Source organism: Pseudomonas sp. PAMC 25886, from assembly GCF_000242655.1.
GTDB lineage: Bacteria > Pseudomonadota > Gammaproteobacteria > Pseudomonadales > Pseudomonadaceae > Aquipseudomonas.
Genome location: NZ_AHHC01000083.1, coordinates 53193 through 74420, shown reverse-complemented (window position 1 = coordinate 74420; position 21228 = coordinate 53193). Strand labels below are relative to the sequence as shown.

The following is a 21228-nucleotide window of genomic DNA, read 5'->3' as shown; positions in this document are numbered from 1 at the left end:
AACAACAACCAGGCGACACCCTTTCAAACGGAACTTGAATGCCAACCTCTCAACGTTTGCCCCTTGCCCACAGGCCAATAATAATCCTGGGGACCGGGCATGCACTGCCTGAGCACATCCTCACCAGTGCGCAACTGGATGTTCAACTCGGCCTGGTAGCCGGCAGCGTCGCTCGCGTCAGCGGCGTCACCCATCGGCACGTGGCCAGCCGTCGCGAAAACGCCGCGAGCCTCGGTGCCATCGCCGCACACCGGGCATTGCTGGCCGCGGGGCTGGCGCTGGAGCAGATCGACCTGGTGGTCTGTGCCAGTGGCACCATGGACCAGGGCATGCCGTGTAACGCCGCGTTGTTGCACCGCGAATTGGGGTTGGGGTCTTCCGGCATTCCCGCCATGGACATCAATGCAAGTTGCCTGGGGTTTATCGCCGCGCTGGATACGCTGTCCTGGCCGCTGCTGGCCGGGCGCTACCAGCGCATCTTGCTGGTGTGTTCGGACATCGCTTCCTGCGGGCTGGACTGGCAGCAGGTGGAAGTCTGCGCAATCTTCGGCGACGGTGCTGCGGCGGTGGTGCTGGCGGTCAGCGACGGCGGGTCGAAAATCCTGGCCTCAAACCTCAAGACGTATTCCGAAGGCGCAGATTTGTGCCAGATCCCCGCCGGCGGTTCGCGTCATCACCCGCGGCGCATCGACGGCCCGTTCGAACCACTGACCAGTTTTTCGATGCAGGGCAAAAGCGTGTTTCGGCTGGCGGCCAAACACCTACCCATGCTGGTGGAAGAACTGCTGGATCAGGCCGGTTTGACCAAGTCGCAGATTGATTGGGTCATCCCGCACCAGGCCAGCCAGCAGGCGATGCAGCATGCGGCCCGGCGGTTGGGATTTGCCCCTGAACAGGTCATCGACATCTTCGCTTCGCACGGCAATCAGGTGGCGGCGTCACTGCCCACCGCGCTGGATATCGCCATCCGTGACCAGCGTATCCAGCGCGGCCAGCGCCTGATGTTGATAGGTACCGGCGCGGGCTTATCCCTTGGCGGCATGGTCCTGGAGTACTGATGAAAGTTCTCGTCACCGGTGGCACCGGATTCATTGGTCGGCACATTGTCTGGCGCCTCGTCGGCCAGGGGTGTGAGGTGCAGTTTACCGGCCGCAATGCCCGTGCTGCGGCCGAGGTCATTCGCCAGAGCCCCGGCGTGGCATCCTGGGTGTCGCTGGAACACGGCACCTCAGGGGCTTGCCGCACCTTGCTTGATGCCTCGCATGCGTGTGCGGCGGTGGTTCATTGCGCGGCGCTGTCCTCGCCATGGGGCACGGTGCCAGCATTTGCCCGAGCCAATCTCGATTCCACTGCCGAGGTGCTGAATGCCTGCCGCGTCAACCAGGTGAAGCGGCTGGTGCACTTGTCCACACCCAGTCTGTATTTTGCGTTCCGTGATCGTCTCGATATTCGTGAAGACGAACCACTGCCACCCCCGGTCAACGAATACGCGCGCAGCAAGGCATTGGCGGAAGTGCGGGTGAATGAGGCGGGGCTTGCCGAAGCAGTGATCCTGCGCCCGCGTGCGGTGTTTGGCCCGTGGGATGCCACCTTGATGCCACGTCTGGTGCGGGTGATGCAGCGCGGGCCGATTCCGCTGATGCGAGGGGGGCAGGCGCAACTGGACCTTACCTGCGTCGACAACCTGGTACACGCGGTGCTGTTGAGCCTGACCCAACCGCTGCCACGGGCGGTGTGCACCTATAACGTCAGCAATGGCACGCCGTTGACGGTCGCTGACTTACTGCAACGCGTCGCCGAGCAGTTTCAACTGAATCTGCGCACCCGGCGCGTGCCATGGCGACTCATGGACGCGCTGGCTCGGGTGCTGGAAGTCGGCGCACACCTGAGAGGCAGCGGCGAGCCGTTGCTGACACGCTATGGCGCCGGTGTGCTGGCGTTCAGCCAAACCCTGGACCTGAGTGCCATTCGAAACGAGCTGGGCTACCGCCCGGTCGTGACGCAGGACGAAGGCATCCGCCAGCACGCACAGTGGTGGCTTGCCCAACAAGGAGTGGGAGCATGAGCCGTACTGTCAGCCTGAGTGTGTTGCGCGCCGGCTGGTGCCAGCACCTGGAATGCCTGGCCGATCGGGGAGGGCGCTGGGTGCCGACGCGTTTTCCGGCCTTGTGCGGTTTGATCCGCCATCCCGACGCGGGCTGGATACTCTACGACACCGGTTACGCCGAGCACTTTTTTAACGCCACCCAGGCACTGCCCGAGCGCCTGTATCGCAGCGCGGTGCCGGTCGAGCTGCCGGTGAAAGAACAGCTGCTCACGCAATTGCGCGCATTCGGTATCGGTCCCGATGACATACGCACGGTGATCATTTCGCACTTCCACAGCGATCACATCGCCGGGCTCAGGGACTTCCCCCAGGCCAAGTTCATCGCATTGGAGGCCGACCGCAAACACATCGACAGCCTGCGGGGCCATCGCTGGCGAGCGACCCTGGGCGGTCATCTGCCGGCGTTGTTGCCCGACGATTTCGCCGCGCGCATGACCCTCGCCGACACCTGCAAAAAAGCCGCGCTGCCGGACTGGATGACACCGTTTCATCAAGGTCTGGATCTGCTCGGCGATGGCAGCCTGCTGGGCGTTCCGCTGCCGGGGCATAGCGAAGGGCAGTTGGGTTTGTTCATGCCCGATGCCCAGGGGCGACCGGTGTTTCTGGTGGCCGACGCGTGCTGGTCGGTCCCCGCCTGCCGTGCCGGGCGGTTGCCGGCGCCACCGGCCTTGTGGTTTGCCAGCCACGATGCCAAACAGTATCGCCAGACCTACAGCGGCTTGGGCGAGTTGATTCGCCGCGAACCGGCCGTGGCCGTGCTGCCTTCCCATTGCACCCATGCCTGGGAGGCGTTCGGCGATGAGCGATGAGCGCTTGATCGGCACATTGCGCAGCGCAGCCAGTTTCCTGCACAGCCGCTACCGGCTGCAGTTTGCCCGCCGGGAACAACTGGAAGCCTGGCAGGCACGCCAGTTGAAGTATTTCCTGCAACGGGTATTGCCTCAGTCGCACCGTTTCAAGGGGCAGGTGGTGACGGACCTGAGTGCTTTGCCGCTGATGGACAAAGCCACGCTGATGGGCGATTTCGCCGGGTTCAACACCCGTGGCTTGAGCCTGGCGCAGGTGCTGCCGGTGGCACGCCGGGCTGAAGAGTCCCGGGATTTCAGCCCGACGCTGGGTGACCTCACCGTCGGCTTGTCGAGCGGGACCTCGGGTAATCAAGGTGTATTCCTCGTCAGCAGCCTTGAGCGTCAACGTTGGGCCGGCATCCTGCTGGCGCGCACGCTGCCGCGTCATCTGCTGCCACGCCTGCTTTTTCCATGGCGCGCGCCGTTGCGCATCGCATTCTTTCTACGGGCCAATAGCCGGCTCTACACAACGCTGGCCAGTCGACGCATCGACTTTGCCTTCCACGACCTGACCCTTGGGCTCGACGCCAGCCTGTCGCGTCTCAACACTCAGCAACCCGACGTACTGGTGGCGCCGGCCACGGTATTGCGCGGGTTGGCCGAAGCCGCGCTGGCCGGGCGCCTGTCCATCCGCCCGAGCCATATCCTGTCGGTGGCGGAAGTCCTCGAAACGGCGGATGCAGAAGCGGCGCAGGCGGCGTTCGGCGTGGCTCCCCGGCAGATTTACCAGGCCAGCGAAGGCTTCCTTGGCTACACCTGCGAACAGGGTACTTTGCACCTGAACGAAAGCCACCTGCACATTGAGGCGGATTGGCTGGACGCCGCGCGCACACGTTTTCAGCCGATCATCACCGACTTCTCCCGACGCACCCAGTTGATCGTGCGTTACCGTCTCAACGATGTGTTGCGGGTGACCCAGGCGCCTTGCGCGTGCGGGCGTGTCGAACGCGCGATTGCCGCGGTCGAGGGGCGTATGGATGACATTCTTTGGCTGCCCGACGTGAGCGGTGTTCAATTGCGCGCGCTCTATCCGGATGTGCTGCGGCGCGCCTTGCTGATGCACGGTGAGTGCTTGCGGGAATATGAAATTCACCAGCAAGGCCTGCACTGGCAGATCAACGTGCAAGCTGGCGGTGATCACGCCGACCTGTGCCAGGCCTTGATCCAAAGCATTCACGCATTCTGCCAGCAGCAGGGGCTGCAACCTCCGGCGTTCAGTTTCGGCCAGTGGCAGCCGCCGCCGGCGTTTGCCAAGCGCCGCCGTCTGAAACTGCTGCAACTGCCCGAGGGTTTGCCATGCATGTACTGATTCTTGGCGCACGCGCCCCAGCGTGCCTGGAGTGGGCGCGGGCCTTTGACGAGGCGGGCTGGACGGTCAGCGTGGGTGATTCCGTGAGCCAGCCGCTGAGCCGTTTCAGCTGTTCGGTGCAACACTTTGTGCGCTTGCCGGAACCTCGACAGGCTCCCGCCGCCTGGATCGAGGCGCTGGCGCGGGTGATCCAGGCGCAGCACATCGATTTGCTACTGCCCACCTGCGAGGAAGTGTTTTACCTGGCTCACGGTCTCGCACGCCTGGCGCCGCTGTGCCGGATATTGACCAGCGATTTTGCCTTGCTGCATCGTTTGCATCACAAGGGGCGCTTTGCCGCCATGACCGAGGGGTGGGCGTTGGCGGCGCCTGAAACCCGGCTGTTGACCGATCGCCCGGCGGTGCAGGCATTGATGGATGAAGCAGGCCAGTGGGTGTTCAAGCCGGCTTATTCGCGTTTTGCCTCCCAGACGTTGATTCGTCCGTCTGCCGGGCAACTGGTCAAGGTACAGCCCAGTGAAGCGGCGCCGTGGGTGGCGCAGCGGTTTATCGAGGGCCGGGAATACTGCAGCTTCAGCGTGTTGATCGACGGTGAGTTGCGCGCCCACAGCTGCTACCACCCGCGCTACCGGGTGGGGCGTGGGTCGGGGATTTATTTCGAGCCTTGTATGCCAGTGCCAGTGCGCCAGTTTCTAGAACAATTCGGTCGCGAAACGGGCTACACCGGGCAGGTCGGCTTCGACTTTATCGAAGAGTCGGGCGGACATTTTCATGTCCTGGAATGCAACCCGCGAGCCACCAGTGGGGTGCACCTGTTTGACAATCAGCGCAAGCAACTGGTGGCCAGCCTGACTGGCAGCGGCGTGCTTGAACCCACCTGCGAACCCCGGATGATTGCGCTGGCGATGCTTCTGCTGGCAGCGCCGCAGCGGGTATTGAATGCGGGCTTCTGGCGTGACTATAGCGATGCCCGGGATGTGATTACCCGCCAGGGTGACTTCTGGCCCCTGCCTGCCCAACTCCTGAGCCTGGCGGAAATCATCGCCCGCGCGGCTTCCCGGCGCTGCGGGCTGCTGGCCGCGTCCACCGCAGACATCGAGTGGAACGGCCAGCCGTTGAGCGAGTACCTGCCATGAGGTTACTGTTCGAAGAGCAACTGCTCAATGAGCCCCCACCCGCCGACGATAGCCTTGCCCGGCGCTATGTGCGCACCTGCGCCGGCGGCGCGCTGATCGGCAACGTCAGCACCCGCATGGCGCTGCTCGACACCGGGACGCAGCAGTTCCCCGTCAGTATCACCGAGGGCCTTGAGCCGGATGGCAATTGCTACGTGGTGTCGCCTCAAACCGCCTTCAGCGGTTACGCCCTCGAAGAGATCAAACGCCTTGGGCGGCCCCGGCTGACCTGGCCGCTGAAGGTCCTGACCCAGGGCGTGCAGCACATGTTGCGCTGGGCCAGGATCGACAAGCTGGTGCAGGTCAACAACTGGCTTCTGTCCACCAACCTTTACCCCGGCGATTGGGACATCAACGAGTTGCCGGCGATCACCGCCTTGCTGCAGCGAACGTTTCCCGATCACGGGTTTGGTTTTCGCTCGCTGAATGACTTCAGCAATCGGCCATTGCGCCAGCGTCTGGAAAACCTCGGCTACCTGAGTATTCCCACTCGGCAGGTCTATCTGTTCGATGGCCGGGCGGGGGCACAGGCCGGGTTTCTCAACCACCACAACACCCGGCTTGATGCCACGTTGCTGCGCCGCAGCCCCTATGAAGTGGTGCCGGGCGCAGCGCTGGACGACGCCGACTTCCAACGCATCGAGCATCTTTACAACCTGCTTTACCTGGACAAGTACAGCACGCTGAACCCGCACTACAGCGCCCAGTGGATGCAGCGTGGTCAGCGCGAAGGCTGGCTGGAGATGCGCGCGTTACGCAACGGTGAGGGGCGCATTGACGGTGCCCTGGGCTGGTTTGCCAATGCGGCACTGATCAGCACGCCGATCGTGGGGTACGACACGGGCTTGCCACAGCGGGCCGGGTTGTACCGCCAGCTCACGCGGTTGTGCCTGCAAGAGGCGGTTGAGCGCGGTGTGGTGCTGAATTTCAGTTCGGGTGCTGCCGGGTTCAAACGCTTGCGCGGGGGCCAGCCGCAGATCGAATACAGCCTGATCCATGTCGCCCATTTATCCTGGGGCCGCAGGTGGGTTTGGTGTGTCCTGAGCCAACTGTTGCATGGCATCGGTGTGCCCCTGATGCGCAGGTTCAAACTATGAGTCAGGTAAACGCCTGGTGGCCGGTAGCCCTGAGCCACCAACTGCGCAATGCTCCGTTGGCATGCCAGCTTTTGGGGCTGCCGCTGGTGCTGTTTCGGGATGAGGGCGGGCGCGCCGCCGTCCTGCCTGATCGCTGCCCGCATCGCTTTGCGCCATTGAGCGCAGGCAAGGTGCGCGATGGGCAGATCGAATGCCCCTATCACGGTTGGCGATTTGCCGCCGACGGGCGCTGTACGCGGGTGCCGGGCACCGAGCAGGCAGCGTGCAACAAGCCGTTGCTGGATAGTGTGCAGAGTTGCGAGGCCCACGGTCTGGTCTGGGTCAGTCCAGGGCCCGAGCGTCCGCAAACACCGCCGGTGGCGCCTGCCCCGCAGCAGCAGAACCTCGACACATTCTGGATAACCGACCAGGTGCAGTGCTCACTCCAGGACGCTGCGGAAAATTTCCTCGACGGGTTTCACACGCATTTCGTGCATGCCGGGTGGATACGACACGACAGGCAGCGGCAAAAACTCAGGGTTCGGGTGCGCGCCCTCGCAGACGGCGTGGAGGCGGTCTATAGCGAAGAGGGCAAGCAATCAGGGTTGATCTCACACTGGTTCGAGGGCGAGCGTGGCGTCAGCATGGGACGCTTTCGTTTGCCGGGGCTGGCCGAGATCGAATACCGCGATGCACGCGGCGGCGTTAACTTGCTGGTCAGTGCGTGGATGACGCCGAGTGGCGATGGCCAATTGCGCTTGTTTGCCCGGGTGGCCACGACATGCGGAGTATTGCCGGCGCTGCTCAAGCGTTGGGTGTTGCGCCGGCTGTTCGGGGTGATCCTGCGCCAGGACCGTCAGATCCTCGAGCGTGTCAGCGCTAATCAGCGGCGCTTTCACCGCATCCCGGCGACGCCTCTGGATGGGCCGCAAGACCTGCTGGGGCCAGGCATACGACAGTTGCTGGAGAACGGTCAGCCACTGGTCTTTGCCGAGCGAGAGCTGGAAATCTGGCTATAGGGGCGTCGGGAAGGGGCCGTGTTTTGCGGTACCCGGACACTGTTAGAATAGGCACCTGATTCTTTTCGGACCCTTTGCCATGCTTCCTGAATGTCAGTTGTTCGGCACCCTGGGCTGCCATCTGTGTGAGTTTGCCGAAGCCGAAATCATGCCGTTGGTCGAACACGGCCTGTTGGTGGAGTTGGTGGATATCGCCGATTCCGAAGCCTTGTTCGAGGCCTACGGCCTGCGGATTCCGGTGCTGCGCCGGGTGGACACGGGCGCGGAGCTGGAGTGGCCGTTCGACGAAGCGCAGGTGGTGAACTTTCTTGGCTAGCACTCGGCGATGGCGAGTTCCCGATTATTCGGTTACTGTATGTTTGTACAGCGATTGAATGAGAGGGAACGCCCGTGGTGAATGTTGAACAACTGAAAAGCAGCGTCAATCGCATGTCCGCCGACGTCGTGCGCGACGCGGTGAACGAGCTGCGCCTCGATGGCCTGGTCACGGAAGGCAAGACGCCGTTTAACAAAGTGCATTTCAATACCTGCTTTGCCGAGATCGAGGCGCTGTTCCAGCGTGCCGGTTATCACAAGCAGCTGGATGTGGTGGGCTATCAGGGCTTGCTGTACGCGCTTTACGATCCAGGCCGCTGGGAAGCGGTGGATGTGCTGCGCTGGCTCAAGGAATTCACCGAGGCGGCCAGTGCATCGCCGGTGTTGCGCGCGGAATTGGTCAAGGCCTGAATCTGTGCTGGGCCTGATCCAGCGGCATGCGGGATAATGCCCGCCTGTATGTCCACGTCTTGAGCCTGCCCATGTCCGTTTTTTCCGCTGCCCAGCACCAAGCCAGCACCTTGTACCTGCCGCCAGGCGCCTGGGCGACCGTGCTGGATTGCCTGTGTGAGCACTTCCCGGCCATCAGCCGTGAACAATGGCTGGACCGCGTCGCCCGGGGCCGGGTGCTGGACATCAATGGCGCCCCCATCCACCAGGACCTCGCCTACCGCGAAGGCCTGTGCATCTACTATTTCCGTGAAGTGCCGAACGAGAAAGTGATCCCGGTACAGGAGACCATCCTGTACGCCGATGAACATTTGGTGGTGGCCGACAAGCCGCATTTTCTGCCGGTAACGCCCGCCGGTGAGTACGTCGAACAAACCCTGTTGCGGCGCTTGATTCGCCGCTTGGACAACCCGGCCTTGGTGCCGCTGCATCGCATCGACCGGCATACGGCGGGGCTGGTGTTGTTTTCGGCCAATCCCCGGACGCGTTCGGCGTATCAACAGCTGTTTCCCACGCGCAAGATCGACAAGTTCTATGAAGCCATTGCCCCGGCCTTGCCCGGGCTGACGTTTCCGTTGGTGCATAAAAGCCGGCTGGTGGATGGCGAGCCGTTCTTTCGCATGCAGGAAGGCGAGGGGGCGAGCAACACCGAGACCGCAGTCGAGGTGCGGGAAAAGCAGGGTGACTTGTGGCGCTATGGCCTGTTTCCGGTGACCGGCAAGAAACACCAGTTGCGGGTGCACATGACGGCGTTGGGCGCGAGTATCTGCAATGACCCGTTCTACCCTGACGTCATCAAGGATGCCGAGGACGACTACGCCAATCCGCTCAAGCTGCTGGCCCAGGGCGTGCGTTTTATCGACCCGGTGACCGGCCAGGAGCGCAGTTTCCGCAGCGAGATCAGCCTGGACTGGTAAACCCCAGGTACGAAAAAGCCCGCATCAAGCGGGCTTTTTCGTATCCGGCGTTAAGACTTACAGGTCTTTAACGGTGCGAACCTGATCCTTGTTGATCTGGGTGCGCTTGCCATCCAGCTGTTCGAATTCGTAGAAGCCGGTGGACTTGTCGAATTTAGGAGTGTCGACGGCCTGGATTTCGCGACCGTCATTCAGGGTGATCACTGTTGGCGAGGCGCAACCGGCAAGGGTAGCGAGGCCCAGTGCAAGCATGAGAGCGGCGATGGTCCGTTGAGTCATGAGTTTGTCTCCGAGAGAATGCTTTGTTGAGTACTGACCTTGTGACGTGTGCAACGCCGGCAAAGTTCCTTGTTCGACGTTCATTCTGACACGCTGGGCGGGCGGTGCAACAACTCAGGTGTGTTGAAGTTGGCCAGGCGAGGGTCATCCGCAGGGCAATCCAGGGCCTTGGCCCCCAGCGCCTGCATGATCTGGCGTGGGCTGCGCTCGCCGGCTGCCCAGGCACGCTCGAAAGTTTCATGTAGCAAAGTAGGTATCACACACAGCAACGGCTCCCAGAAGTCGCCATGGCGCACCATCACCGGCAGCAACGGGTTTTGCCGGGCCGTGCTGAGCAGGTCGGCGAGCAGTTGCTCATCGATTTGCGGCACGTCGCACGGCAACACCAGCAGATGCCCATGCCGTGCCGCCGCCAGCCCTGCGCGGATACCGGCAAGGGGGCCGGGGAAGTCCGGGCTGTCATCGCCGACCAATTGGTCGGCGTACGCCGCGTACTGCGCCTGGTTGCGATTGCAGGAGATGATCAGGTCGTCGGTCAACGGCCGCACCAGGCGCTGCAGGTGCGCAATCAGCGGCTGCCCGTGCCAGTCGAGCAAACCCTTGTCGAGGCCGCCCATGCGCTGGCCGCGGCCGCCGGCCAGCAACAGCACGGAGCAGGGCGGTGGGAAAGAATGGCTTGGCATGACGGCTCCTGCGGGCAGTGAAATGGGGGGCTGTGATATAACATCGGGCTGTTCCTTCGACAACCGGACCGAGCCATGAAAGCCAAGGCTGATGCGCCCTTTGTACCCCTGAATATCGCTGTATTGACGGTCAGCGACACCCGCACCCTGGAAACCGACACCTCGGGCCAGGTCTTCGTCGACCGCCTGACCGCCGCCGGCCACCTGCTGGCCGAGCGGGTGCTGCTTAAAGATGATCTGTACAAAATCCGTGCGCAAGTGGCGCACTGGATTGCCGAAGATGTGGTGCAGGTGGTGTTGATCACCGGCGGCACCGGCTTCACCGGACGCGACAGCACCCCGGAAGCGGTGAGCTGCTTGCTGGACAAGCAGGTAGATGGTTTTGGTGAGCTGTTCCGGCAAATTTCCGTGGCCGATATCGGCACCTCCACCGTGCAGTCCCGTGCCCTGGCCGGCCTGGCCAATGGCACCCTGGTGTGCTGCCTGCCGGGCTCCACCAACGCGGTGCGTACCGGCTGGGACGGGATACTCGCCGAGCAACTGGATAACCGTCACCGCCCGTGCAATTTTGTCCCGCATCTGAAACAGGCCGAGCCCTGTGAATCCCGTGGGTAAGCCGGGCAAGACCGGCGCGTTGATGCCGGTGGAAGACGCCCTCGAGCAACTGCTGGCGATGGCCGAGGCAGCGCCGATTCGCGAGCAGGAAACCTTGCCGCTGGCCGAATGTGACGGCCGGGTGCTGGCGCAGGCGCTGGTTTCTACCCTGGACTTGCCGCCGTGGCCCAACAGCGCCATGGACGGGTACGCCCTGCGCCTGGCGGACTGGACCGGCGAGCCACTGGTGGTCAGCCAGCGCATTTTCGCCGGCACGGCGCCGCAGCCCTTGGCCGCCGGCACCTGTGCACGGATCTTCACCGGCGCCCCGGTGCCGGAAGGGGCGGACTGCGTTGAGATGCAGGAAAACGCCGTGGTCCACCCCGATCAGCGCGTGAGCTTTACCGAGTCGCTGCAGGTGGATCAAAACATCCGTCCCCAAGGCCAGGAAACCACCGTGGGCGAATTGGTGCTGCCCGCGGGTACACGCCTGGGCCCGATCGAACTGGGGCTGGCCGCATCCCTGGGCCGTGATCGCCTGGAGGTGATCAGTCGCGCCCGTGTGGCCGTGCTGTCCACCGGCGACGAGTTGATCGAGCCGGGCCTGCCGTTGGGCCCCGGGCAGATCTACAACAGCAATCGCCGGGTGTTGTGCAGCTGGCTGGAACGCCTGGGCTGCGAAGTGGTGGACGCCGGGATCCTGCCGGATGACCTGGAGCAAACCCGCGAGCGCCTGGGGGCGTTGGGCTCGGTTGACCTGATCCTGTCCACCGGCGGTGTGTCGGTGGGCGAGGCGGATTTCCTCGGGATTGCGCTGCGCGAAGAAGGTGAACTGGCGCTGTGGAAGCTGGCGATCAAGCCGGGCAAGCCGCTGACGTTCGGGCATTTCCGTGGCGTGCCGGTGATCGGTTTGCCGGGCAACCCGGCGTCGACGCTGGTGACCTTCGCCTTGCTGGCGCGGCCTTACCTGTTGCGCCGCCAGGGCGTGCAGGACGTGCAGCCGTTGCGCATTGAAGTGCCGGTGGGGTTTGTGTGGGCCAAGCCGGGGAACCGTCGCGAGTACTTGCGCGGTCGGCTGGAGCAGGGCAAGGCGATCATCTACCGCAACCAGAGCTCGGGTGTGCTGCGCAGTGCGGCCTGGGCCGAGGGTTTGGTGGAAGTACGGGAAGGGACGACGCTGGAGATCGGTGATCGGGTCAACTTCATTCCGTTGAGTGAAGTCTTGAGTTAGGTATTGCAGTGCCCTGTGGTGAAGGGGCTTGCCCCTCACCACAGGTACAGCATTAGCCTCGGTTACGGCAAATCACGACTCGCGTAAAACGCACTCAACACCTTCACCAGGTGCGCCAGGTCATGGCTGCCGCACAGCTCGCGAATCGAGTGCATGGCAAACGTCGGCAAACCGATGTCCACGGTGCGCACGCCAAGGTGGCTTGCCGTGATCGGGCCGATGGTCGAGCCGCACCCCATGTCGCTGCGTACCACAAAGCTCTGCACCGGCACTTCTTCAGCCATGCACAGATGGCGGAAGAACCCGGCCGTTTCGCTGTTGGTGGCGTAGCGCTGGTTGCTGTTGACCTTGATCACCGGGCCGGCATTGAGTTTCGGGCCGTGGTTGGCGTCGTGCTTCTCGGCGTAGTTGGGGTGCACGCCGTGGGCGTTGTCCGCAGACACCAGCAGCGACTTCTGGATGGTGCGTACGAATTCATCACCTTCCGGCAGCAGGCGACGCAGGGTCTGCTCCAGCATCGGGCCGTCGGCACCGCAGGCGGAGCAGGAGCCAACTTCTTCGTGGTCGTTGCACACCAGCACGCAGGTTTCGTCGGTTTCGGCGGTGAGCAAGGCTTGCAGGCCGGCGAAGCACGACAGCAGGTTGTCGAGGCGCGCGCCGGCGATAAAGTCGCCATTGAGGCCAATCACCGCGGCGCTCTGGGTGTCGTAGAAGCTCAGTTCATAGTCGAGCACCACATCGGCGTTCAGGCCGTGTTCACGGGCCAACTGCTCGGTGAGCACTGCGCGGAAGTCCACACGCTCGTCACCGGCAAACTGCGCGAGGATCGGCGGCAGTTCGGTCTGGGCATTGATCGCCCAACCCTGGTTGGCTTCACGGTTCAGGTGAATGGCCAGGTTGGGGATGATCGCGATGGGCAGCTTGAAGTCGATCAACTGGCTTTCGACCTTGCCGTCACGGCGGAAAGTCACGCGGCCAGCCAGGGACAGGTCGCGGTCGAACCACGGTGCCAGCAGCGCGCCGCCGTACACTTCCACACCCAGTTGCCAGAAGCCCTGGCGTTGCAGTTCAGGTTGTGGCTTGACCCGCAGGCACGGGCTGTCGGTGTGGGCGCCGACCAGGCGGATGCCGCCTTGCAGGGGCGAGTGGCGGCCGAGCTTGAAGGCGATGATCGAGGAGTCGTTGCGGGTCACGTAATAGCGCCCGTTGGCCTCGGTGGTCCAGGTCTCGCGCTCGTCAAGACGCTGGAAACCGGCCGCTTCCAGGCGCTGTGCAAGGGCGGCGGTGGCATGAAACGGGGTAGGGGAGGCCTTGAGGAAGTCGATCAGGCCTTGGTTCAACTCTTCGCGCATAAGTAGCTCCAGACAGCAATGGCGCGAGTTTACCGTATTGGCTCAGAATTTGGAGGGAAGCTGCTTTCTTGATACGGGCACAGAACCCATGTGGGAGCTGGCTTGCCTGCGATAGCGGTCTGCCAGTCACCAATATGGGGCTGACACACCGTTATCGCAGGCAAGCCAGCTCCCACATTTGATCGGGGTTGCAGCTTAAAACGGCGCCGGGCACTCGAAGCGCAGACGCTCGCCGCTCTGGGGATGGGTGAAGCTCAACATGCTGGCGTGCAGGCACAGGCGTGGCCAGGCGGCCAGTGCCTGTTCATGGGCGTACAAACCGTCACCCAGCAACGGATGCCCGATGGACAGCATGTGCACCCGCAGTTGATGCGAACGGCCGGTGATCGGCGTCAGTTCAACCCGGCACCAGTCGCCGCAGCGCTCCAGGACTTTCCAGAAGGTCAGTGCGTTCTTGCCGAACTCATGGTCCACCACGTGCCGTGGCTTGGTCGGCGGGTCGTAGCGCAATGGCAAGTCGATGCTGCCGCTGTCCAGTTCCGGTTGGCCCCAGCACAGCGCGGTGTAGGCCTTTTCGGTTTCCCGGTCGTGGAACTGACGGGACAGTTCACGGTGGGTGTCTGCGTCGCGAGCCAGCAGGATGATGCCCGACGTTTCCCAGTCCAGCCGGTGGACGATGCGGGCTTCGGGGTAGCCGTTTTCCTGCAGGCGGGTGATCAGGCAGTCCTTGTTGTCGTCGGCGCGACCGGGCACCGAGAGCAGCAGGGTTGGCTTGTTCACCACCAGGACAGCAGCGTCCTGATGAAGGATATGGACATTGGACAACGGCATTAAAACAGCCTCGTAACAAACGCCAACGGCGGCTCGCTCACCCGGCCCCTTGTGGGGAGCCAGGTAACCGAGCCGCCGTGGCGACCGCCTTTTCGATCAACGATCAGGCAGGGTGATATTGAGTTCCAGAATCGAGCAGCTGCCGTCATTTTCCAGGGCGACATGCACGTCATCGTTGCCGATATTGACGTACTTGCGGATCACCTCAACCAGTTCCTTCTGCAAGGCTGGCAGGTAATCCGGGGTGCTGCGTTGGCCGCGTTCGTGCGCCACGATGATCTGTAGACGCTCTTTCGCTACCGACGCGGTACTTGGCTTTTTGTTGGCGCGAAAGAAGTCGAGAAATTTCATTGTTTAGTTGCCTCCAAAGATACGCTCGAAGAATCCCTTCTTCGCTACATCGAGGAAGCGATGTTCCACGGTTTTGCCCAGCAAGCGATCAACCGCATCGCTGTACGCCTGGCCGGCGTCGCTCTGGTCGTCGAGAATCACCGGCACGCCCTGGTTGGAAGCCTTCAGCACAGCCTGGGATTCCGGGATCACGCCCAGCAGGGTCACGGCCAGGATGTCCTTGACGTCTTCAACGCCGAGCATCTCGCCCTTGCTGACGCGCTCAGGGTTGTAACGGGTCAGCAGCAGGTGTTCCTTGATCGGCTCTTCGCCTTTCTCGGCGCGCTGGGACTTGCTGGCCAGCAGGCCGAGCATACGGTCCGAGTCACGTACCGACGACACTTCAGGGTTGGTCACGACGATGGCTTCGTCGGCGAAGTACATCGCCAGGTGAGCACCGGTCTCGATACCCGCCGGGGAATCGCACACCACGTATTCGAAGGTTTCTTTCAGTTCGGCGAGGACTTTGCCCACGCCTTCCTTGGTCAGCGCTTCTTTGTCGCGGGTCTGGCTGGCGGCCAGTACGTACAGGTTCTCAAGGCGCTTGTCCTTGATCAGGGCCTGTTGCAGGTTGGCTTCGCCGTTCACGACGTTGACGAAGTCGTACACCACGCGGCGTTCGCAGCCCATGATCAGGTCGAGGTTACGCAAACCGACGTCGAAGTCGACGATGACTGTCTTGTGGCCGCGCAGAGCGAGGCCGGTACCGATAGCGGCGCTGGTGGTGGTCTTACCCACACCACCCTTGCCGGATGTAACCACGAGAATCTTGGCCAAGGTGTTTCACCCCTAAGGAAAAAGGACTTTTTAGCCCCTGAAAAACATCTCTTGAAACTCGCTGCAGGCGGGCAGCTCTTGTAGGAGAAAGCACGGTTTGCCTGGGCAAACCCCGCCTTAAAATTATTCCTACACAAGTTTTGCCGTTTTCGCTGTGCTATCAGAGTCTAGAGATGCTTGGAAAATGCGGCAGTATCCGTTAAAGACGAACGATGTTCAACACATCGCCCGACAGGCTGACTTGTACCCCGGCCCCCCACAGCGGATCGCGGCGCAAATCTTCCGAAACCTTGTACTGGCCTGCGATGGACACTAGCTCAGCGGTTAACTGCTGGCAAAAAATACGGGCCTTTGTGTCACCTTTTATGCCGGCCAGTGCACGACCACGCATGGGGCCGTATACATGGATGTTTCCGTCGGCGAGAAGTTCCGCCCCCGGACTGACCGGGGCGATGACGACAAGGTCGCCACCCTGGGCGTAAATCTGCTGCCCGCCCCGTACGGGAGAGGTGATGATCTTTGTAGGCTTGATCGTCGGCTCCGGCGGTTTTTCCGGTTTTTTCTTCTCTTCGCCGACCAACGGGTCGAGCGGACGCTCCCGTGCACCGGACGGCGGCAGTACTGGCAGTTCAATGGCGATTGCCGCGGCAATGTCTTCGATACGGCTGGCGCGAATCGCCAGGGTGCGCAGGCCATGTTGGCGGCACACACGCATCAGACCGGGCAGGTCGACAGCGCCCTGGCCGGCCGGGAGTTTGTCCAGGGCCAGCACCAGCGGCGCATTGTTGAAGAAGTTCGGCGCGAGGGCGACCTTGGCGGCGAGCTGGCGGTCCAGGGCATCAAGGTCATTGCGGGCCAGTTCCAGCACGGTAATGGCGAGCATGCTGCCTTTCAGCTGGAACACGGGATCTTGGTCTAGCGGTTCGGTTTGGCTCATGGTCGGCAAAGCGGCTTGTCACGAAAAGTGTCGAGACTTATAACGAGAACATCCGCTAGCCGCAAGCCGGGTCGAACCGTTGTAGAATGCGCGGCCGTTGTCTTTGCCGGAATCATTAATGGATCGCCCGCGTTTTCGAGCTGAATTTTTTCACCCGCGTTTTTGGCTGTTATGGCTGGGACTCGGTTTGCTGTGGCTGATTGTGCAGTTGCCATACCGGGTTTTACTGGGGATTGGCCGTGCCCTGGGTGCGGGAATGTACCGGGTAGCCGGTGAACGTCGACGCATTGCGGCGCGAAACCTGGAACTGTGCTTCCCGGAAAAATCCGCCAAAGAGCGTAAACATTTGCTCAAGGAAAACTTTGCCTCCACCGGCATCGCCTTCTTCGAGATGGCCATGAGCTGGTGGTGGTCCAAGCCGCGCCTGGCGCGCCTGGCCCATGTCGAAGGGCTGGAGCACCTCAAGCAGGCGCAACTGGAAGGCAAGGGCGTGATCCTCATGGCCCTGCATTTCACCACCCTGGAAATCGGCGCCGCGTTGCTGGGGCAGAAACACACCATCGACGGCATGTACCGCGAGCACGGCAACCCGCTGTTCGATTTCGTCCAGCGCCGTGGCCGCGAGCGGCACAACCTCGACTCCCTGGCCGTAGAGCGCGAAGACGTGCGCGGCATGCTCAAGCTGCTGCGCGCTGGCCGCGCCATCTGGTACGCACCGGACCAGGATTACGGCGCCAAGCAAAGTATCTTCGTGCCGTTGTTCGGCATTCAGGCCGCCACCGTCACCGCCACCAGCAAATTTGCACGCCTGGGCAAGGCGCTGGTGGTGCCGTTCACCCAGGAACGCCTGGCCGACGGCAGTGGTTATCGCCTGGTGATCCATCCGCCGCTCACCGACTTCCCCGGTGAAACCGACGAGATCGATTGCCTGCGCATCAACCAGTGGGTTGAGGCGTCCGTGCGCGAATGCCCCGAGCAATACCTGTGGACTCACCGCCGCTTCAAGAGCCGGCCACCGGGTGAGCCTAAGCTGTATGAAAAACGCCGTCGTTGATCTGAAGTCCCCAAGCAACATGGAGTGATGCAATGCGCCCAGCTGAACCGGTCACAGGTTTGATTCTTTCCGGAGGCGGGGCGCGGGCCGCCTATCAGGTGGGGGTATTGGCGGCGATTGCCGAACTGTTGCCGCCGGGGGCGGCCAATCCGTTTCCGGTGATTGTCGGCACCTCGGCCGGGGCGATCAATGCGGTCAGCCTGGCCAGCGGCGCGATGGATTTTACCGCCGCCATCCAGCGCCTGACTGCCTTCTGGCAAGGCTTTCGCAGCCACTTGGTGCTGCGCAGCGACTGGCCCGGAGTGATCAGCCAGGCGAGCCGGTTTCTTATCCACAGCCTGCTGGGGCTGGGAGCACAGGTGCCGGTAGCGCTGCTCAACAGTTCGCCGCTGCGGGACTTGTTGCGGGACAAATTGCACCTGGAAGGCATCAACGAGTCGATCCGCCAGAAGCACCTGCATGCGGTGGCCGTCACTGCGTTTGGCTACGAGTCCGGGCAAGCGGTCACCTTCTATCAGGGCGGCGGCACCATCGATGCCTGGCTGCGGCATCGGCGCATCGGCATTCCCACCCAATTGACCGTTGAACACCTGCTGGCCAGCTCGGCGATTCCCCTGCTGTTTGCGCCGGTGAAACTCGATCAGGAATATTTTGGCGACGGTGCCGTGCGGCAATCGGCGCCGATCAGCCCGGCGCTGCACCTGGGGGCGAGCCGTGTGCTGGTGGTGGGCGTCAGTGGCAACCCGCGCGGCAATGACCCGTCGAACCCGGCACGCACGTTCACGGGCCAGGAGCCGACCCTGGCGCAGATCGGCGGGCACATGCTCAACAGCACGTTCATCGACAGCCTGGAAAGCGACATCGAATTGCTGGAGCGCCTGAACCAGTTCAGTCATGTGTTGCCTGCCAATGCGGCGATACAAGGGTTGGCGCCGGTGGAAGTGTTGGTGATCGCGCCAAGCCAGCCGATCGATGAAATTGCGGCACGTCACCGCCAGGAATTGCCGGCGGCATTGCGCCTGTTTCTGCGCGGGCCGGGGGCGACCAAAACCAGTGGCGCGGGCGTGCTCAGCTACTTGCTGTTCGAGGCGGGATATTGCAGCGAGTTGATCGAATTGGGACGGCGGGATGCGCTGGCCAAGCGCGAAGAGCTGAAGCGGTTTCTGGGCCTTGGCTGATTACCTGTAGGAGTCCGGCTTGCCGGCGATAGCGCCCCTGAGAACGCCATCGCCAGCAAGCCTGGCTCCTACAGGGGAACATCAGAAGTGGTACTTCACCAACAGGCTCGCCGTGTCCTGATTGGTCTCGAACGCGCCGCTGTCCTGGATCCCGTATTTGTTCTTCCAGTAGTCGTACTCGATACCGACATACAACTGCTTCTCGCCCCAATGCAGCGCCTTGCCCAGGTCATATTTGATCTGCGGGTTGAAGTGCAGGTTGGCGTGGTAAGTGCCACGGGCGTTCTTGTCGTTGTCCACTACCCAGTCCATAAAGCCGTCGATCAGCACATTGGAGTTGCCCACCGGGATTGTGTACGACCACACCGGTGTGATCTGCCACACGCCATCACCCGGGCGATTGCCTTCGGTCTGGCGTTGATAGAAGTTCAACTGGAAGTAATCGAAACCAGGGATTGCCAAGTCGAAGCCCGGGCCCAGCAAGTACGATTCGTTATCGCCTTCACCGAACTCGTAAGTGAACGCCAGCAACACGTCCTTGATCGGACCGAACGACAAGTCCTTGTCGAAAATCTTGCCGAACGACAAGCGCGGGCTGAACTCACCGTAGTAAGTACTTGGGCCTACGTTGCCGTCTTCCTTGCCGTTGTAAAAGATGCGGTCGAGAAAGAAGAAGTTGTCACCGTACTTCCACGCGTCGGCGTGTTCGAAGGTCACGGTTTGCTGGATCTGCGGGTTAACAGTGAAGTTCTTGCCCCACAGATAAGTCAGGCTGTTGTTCTGCCACTGCAGCAGATCACCGGCCATGGCCTGGCCCCCGGCCAGCAGGGATCCTGCCAGCATCAGGCTGTTCACAGTACGTTTCATTCGGTTGCTCCCGAGGTAAAGGTTTCTGGTTTTTTTTCTAAGCGGACGCTCTGGTGTGGCGTCTTTTGGCTTACCGCAAAAATCGTCTGTTCGGTCAGCTTTAATGCTTTTAGCAAGAGCTGCGCCAAGGTGTTTAAAAAGCCAAAAAATCCCCGTCGGCTGCGATTGACGCAGTCGAATTCGGAGAGTTTTTGCACACATTGGCTGCGGACCTGGGGCCGGGATAAGTTGGCCTTGCAGTCAGCTTTTACATTCGCTGTTTTTTTTTGAGTCGATTTGAGCGGGCGCCGAGAATACTGACTCCCAGGCCTGTGCTCAAGTGCGCTGTTACAGAGCGCGCGGGGCGAGAATGGGGCACGGCGTTTGGCCGGCCCCGGGTGAATGGCGTGCATGGTGTATTCCCTGATCGTTATTGTTTTTGTTGGGACGCAGGAATCAATGTTGGTGTGCGTGTTCGCTGGTAACAGCGCGCTCGGCGCCACCCAGAATGTTGAATAACAGGTTCAGCGACAGCGCACTGATCGTGGCCATGGCGATACCGCTGTGAGTGATCGGGCTCATCCACAGCGGCAGTTGCGCGAAGAATTCGGGACGCACCACCGGGATCAAACCCATGCCAATACTCACCGCCACCAGCAACTGGTTACGGCGGTCGGCGATGTCGGCTTCCTGGAGGATCTTGATCCCGGTGGCCGCCACCATGCCGAACATGGCAATCGCTGCGCCGCCCAGTACAGCGGGAGGAATCGAGGCCACGAGGAACGCGGCCTTGGGCAGCAGGCTCAGCACAATCAGAAACGCCCCGGCCATGATCGTCACCGACCGGCAGCGCACGCCGGTCATCTGCACCAGGCCGATGTTCTGCGCGAACGAGGAGTGGGTAAAGGTGTTGAAGAACCCGGCAAAAAACGATGCGCCGGCGTCACACAACAAACCGCGACGCAGCATCTTTGGCGTGACGTCCTGGCCGGTGATCTTGCCCAGGGCAAGGAACATCCCGGTGGACTCGACGAAGATAATCACCACCACCAGGCACATCGACAGAATCGGCGCCAACTCGAACTTGGGCATGCCGAAATGCAGCGGCGTCACCACTTGCACCCACGGCGCCTGCGCGAGGCCGCTGAGGTCGACCATGCCGATCATCCCGCACAACCCGTAGCCGAGGGCCATGCCGATCAGCACCGAGATGTTCACCCAGAAACCGCGCATGAAACGGTTGATCAGCAGAATGGTGGCCAGCACCAGTGCGGCGATCGCCAGGTAAATCGGTGAGCCAAACGTGGAGGCCGCAGCACCGCCGCCGGCCCAATTGACCGCAACGGGAAACAGCGAAAGACCGATGGCGGTGATCACGGTGCCGGTCACCAGCGGCGGAAAGAAGCGCACGACCTTGGACATGAACGGCGCGATCAGCATGCCGAAAAAGCCGGCGGCGATGGTGGCGCCGAAGATCCCTTGCAGGCCGATGCCGGGCATGCCCGCCATGGCGACCATGCTGCCGACTGCGGCGAAACTGGCGCCCATCATCACCGGCATGCGGATGCCGACGGGGCCGATGCCGAACGACTGGACCATGGTTGCGATGCCGGCCACCAGCAGGTCGGCGTTGATCAGGAAGGCGATTTCTTCACGGCTCAGGCCCGCGGCCTGGCCGATGATCAAAGGCACGGCGACGGCGCCACCGTACATCAGCAAGACGTGTTGCAGGCCTACCAGAATCAGTTGCAAGAGGGGAAGCCGCACCATGGGGGGCGCGGCAGGAATCTGCGTTTCCAACTGGGACATGCAACACCTCGAATCTTTTTATTGTTGTGTTGTTCGGCATTCAATTGCCGG

General features: G+C 62.1%; 24 protein-coding genes. 14 read left to right on the top strand and 10 right to left on the bottom strand.

All coding sequences use genetic code 11. The annotated features are described in order from the left end of the window. Nucleotides 1–38: 38 nt before the first annotated feature. The 10 genes from MUM_RS0126890 to MUM_RS0126845 all read left to right on the top strand — a co-directional run bounded on the left by MUM_RS0126890 (nt 39) and on the right by MUM_RS0126845 (nt 9216). A complete protein-coding gene (locus MUM_RS0126890; protein ID WP_010176128.1) occupies nt 39–1058 on the top strand; it encodes a beta-ketoacyl-ACP synthase 3 in 1020 nt (339 codons plus the stop codon). Continuing rightward, nucleotides 1058–2065, top strand: a complete 1008-nt coding sequence (locus tag MUM_RS0126885) for an NAD-dependent epimerase/dehydratase family protein (RefSeq protein WP_010176125.1) — start codon at nt 1058–1060, stop codon at nt 2063–2065. The genes MUM_RS0126890 and MUM_RS0126885 overlap by 1 nt, the downstream gene beginning before the upstream one ends. Beyond that, nucleotides 2062–2916 (top strand): MBL fold metallo-hydrolase, encoded by an 855-nt coding sequence (locus MUM_RS0126880; RefSeq protein ID WP_010176123.1) that lies wholly within the window; start codon nt 2062–2064, stop codon nt 2914–2916. The genes MUM_RS0126885 and MUM_RS0126880 overlap by 4 nt, the downstream gene beginning before the upstream one ends. Further along, on the top strand, nt 2906–4264 hold the full coding sequence (locus tag MUM_RS0126875) for a F390 synthetase-related protein (RefSeq protein WP_010176121.1): 1359 nt from the start codon (nt 2906–2908) through the stop codon (nt 4262–4264). The genes MUM_RS0126880 and MUM_RS0126875 overlap by 11 nt, the downstream gene beginning before the upstream one ends. Next, a complete protein-coding gene (locus MUM_RS0126870; RefSeq protein ID WP_010176120.1) occupies nt 4252–5400 on the top strand; it encodes a hypothetical protein in 1149 nt (382 codons plus the stop codon). Before MUM_RS0126875 ends, MUM_RS0126870 begins: the two co-directional genes overlap by 13 nt. Continuing rightward, complete coding sequence (locus MUM_RS0126865; protein WP_010176119.1) at nt 5397–6536, top strand: hypothetical protein; 1140 nt, start codon at nt 5397–5399, stop codon at nt 6534–6536. Before MUM_RS0126870 ends, MUM_RS0126865 begins: the two co-directional genes overlap by 4 nt. Further along, on the top strand, nt 6533–7534 hold the full coding sequence (locus tag MUM_RS0126860; RefSeq protein ID WP_010176118.1) for an aromatic ring-hydroxylating oxygenase subunit alpha: 1002 nt from the start codon (nt 6533–6535) through the stop codon (nt 7532–7534). The genes MUM_RS0126865 and MUM_RS0126860 overlap by 4 nt, the downstream gene beginning before the upstream one ends. 79 nt (nt 7535–7613) lie before the next feature. Next, entirely contained in the window at nt 7614–7850 is a 237-nt protein-coding gene (locus tag MUM_RS0126855) for a glutaredoxin family protein (RefSeq protein WP_010176117.1), read from the top strand. Between the two features lie 74 nt (nt 7851–7924). Next, nucleotides 7925–8260, top strand: a complete 336-nt coding sequence (locus tag MUM_RS0126850; protein ID WP_029616120.1) for a hypothetical protein — start codon at nt 7925–7927, stop codon at nt 8258–8260. A 65-nt stretch (nt 8261–8325) separates the two neighbouring features. Continuing rightward, a complete protein-coding gene (locus tag MUM_RS0126845) occupies nt 8326–9216 on the top strand; it encodes a pseudouridine synthase (protein ID WP_085989930.1) in 891 nt (296 codons plus the stop codon). A gap of 57 nt (nt 9217–9273) precedes the next feature. Here MUM_RS0126845 and MUM_RS0126840 read toward each other — a convergent pair whose 3' ends face one another. Both MUM_RS0126840 and mobA read right to left on the bottom strand, forming a co-directional pair. Further along, nucleotides 9274–9495, bottom strand: a complete 222-nt coding sequence (locus tag MUM_RS0126840) for a YgdI/YgdR family lipoprotein (RefSeq protein ID WP_003209090.1) — start codon at nt 9493–9495, stop codon at nt 9274–9276. A gap of 80 nt (nt 9496–9575) precedes the next feature. Further along, the gene (gene mobA / locus MUM_RS0126835; protein WP_010176111.1) at nt 9576–10178 is read right to left on the bottom strand and encodes a molybdenum cofactor guanylyltransferase MobA; all 603 of its coding nucleotides are present in this window, start codon (nt 10176–10178) and stop codon (nt 9576–9578) included. 75 nt (nt 10179–10253) lie between these two features. Between mobA and moaB the strand changes: the two genes are divergently transcribed. Next, nucleotides 10254–10793 carry a molybdenum cofactor biosynthesis protein B gene (gene moaB / locus MUM_RS0126830; protein ID WP_003209092.1) on the top strand — a complete coding sequence of 180 codons (540 nt, stop codon included), beginning with the start codon at nt 10254–10256 and terminating at the stop codon, nt 10791–10793. After that, entirely contained in the window at nt 10777–12003 is a 1227-nt protein-coding gene (locus tag MUM_RS0126825; protein WP_029616119.1) for a molybdopterin molybdotransferase MoeA, read from the top strand. Before moaB ends, MUM_RS0126825 begins: the two co-directional genes overlap by 17 nt. A gap of 62 nt (nt 12004–12065) precedes the next feature. Here MUM_RS0126825 and MUM_RS0126820 read toward each other — a convergent pair whose 3' ends face one another. The 5 genes from MUM_RS0126820 to minC form a co-directional block, all read right to left on the bottom strand. After that, nucleotides 12066–13355 carry a M18 family aminopeptidase gene (locus tag MUM_RS0126820; RefSeq protein WP_010176109.1) on the bottom strand — a complete coding sequence of 430 codons (1290 nt, stop codon included), beginning with the start codon at nt 13353–13355 and terminating at the stop codon, nt 12066–12068. Between the two features lie 195 nt (nt 13356–13550). After that, nucleotides 13551–14186 (bottom strand): RluA family pseudouridine synthase, encoded by a 636-nt coding sequence (locus tag MUM_RS0126815; protein ID WP_008432172.1) that lies wholly within the window; start codon nt 14184–14186, stop codon nt 13551–13553. A gap of 96 nt (nt 14187–14282) precedes the next feature. Then, nucleotides 14283–14537, bottom strand: coding sequence for a cell division topological specificity factor MinE (gene minE / locus MUM_RS0126810; protein ID WP_003175252.1), 255 nt, complete (start codon nt 14535–14537; stop codon nt 14283–14285). A gap of 3 nt (nt 14538–14540) precedes the next feature. After that, nucleotides 14541–15353, bottom strand: coding sequence for a septum site-determining protein MinD (gene minD / locus MUM_RS0126805; RefSeq protein ID WP_010176105.1), 813 nt, complete (start codon nt 15351–15353; stop codon nt 14541–14543). Nucleotides 15354–15552: 199 nt separating this feature from the next. Next, entirely contained in the window at nt 15553–16290 is a 738-nt protein-coding gene (gene minC, locus MUM_RS0126800) for a septum site-determining protein MinC (RefSeq protein ID WP_003209099.1), read from the bottom strand. Nucleotides 16291–16408: 118 nt separating this feature from the next. On the opposite strand from minC, the gene MUM_RS0126795 reads away from it, so the two are divergent. Together MUM_RS0126795 and MUM_RS0126790 are read left to right on the top strand one after the other, a co-directional pair. Continuing rightward, nucleotides 16409–17344, top strand: a complete 936-nt coding sequence (locus MUM_RS0126795) for a lipid A biosynthesis lauroyl acyltransferase (RefSeq protein ID WP_010176103.1) — start codon at nt 16409–16411, stop codon at nt 17342–17344. Nucleotides 17345–17376: 32 nt separating this feature from the next. Further along, nucleotides 17377–18522, top strand: coding sequence for a patatin-like phospholipase family protein (locus MUM_RS0126790; protein ID WP_010176102.1), 1146 nt, complete (start codon nt 17377–17379; stop codon nt 18520–18522). 81 nt (nt 18523–18603) lie between these two features. On the opposite strand, the gene MUM_RS0126785 is transcribed toward MUM_RS0126790, so the two are convergent. The 3 genes from MUM_RS0126785 to MUM_RS0126780 are packed head-to-tail and all read right to left on the bottom strand — an operon-like array spanning nt 18604 to nt 21177. Beyond that, on the bottom strand, nt 18604–19389 hold the full coding sequence (locus MUM_RS0126785) for an outer membrane protein OmpK (protein WP_003209104.1): 786 nt from the start codon (nt 19387–19389) through the stop codon (nt 18604–18606). After that, nucleotides 19386–19781 (bottom strand): hypothetical protein, encoded by a 396-nt coding sequence (locus MUM_RS1000000134365; protein ID WP_141629556.1) that lies wholly within the window; start codon nt 19779–19781, stop codon nt 19386–19388. The genes MUM_RS0126785 and MUM_RS1000000134365 overlap by 4 nt, the downstream gene beginning before the upstream one ends. Nucleotides 19782–19824: 43 nt before the next feature. After that, complete coding sequence (locus MUM_RS0126780) at nt 19825–21177, bottom strand: nucleobase:cation symporter-2 family protein (RefSeq protein WP_010176099.1); 1353 nt, start codon at nt 21175–21177, stop codon at nt 19825–19827. Nucleotides 21178–21228: the final 51 nt, after the last annotated feature.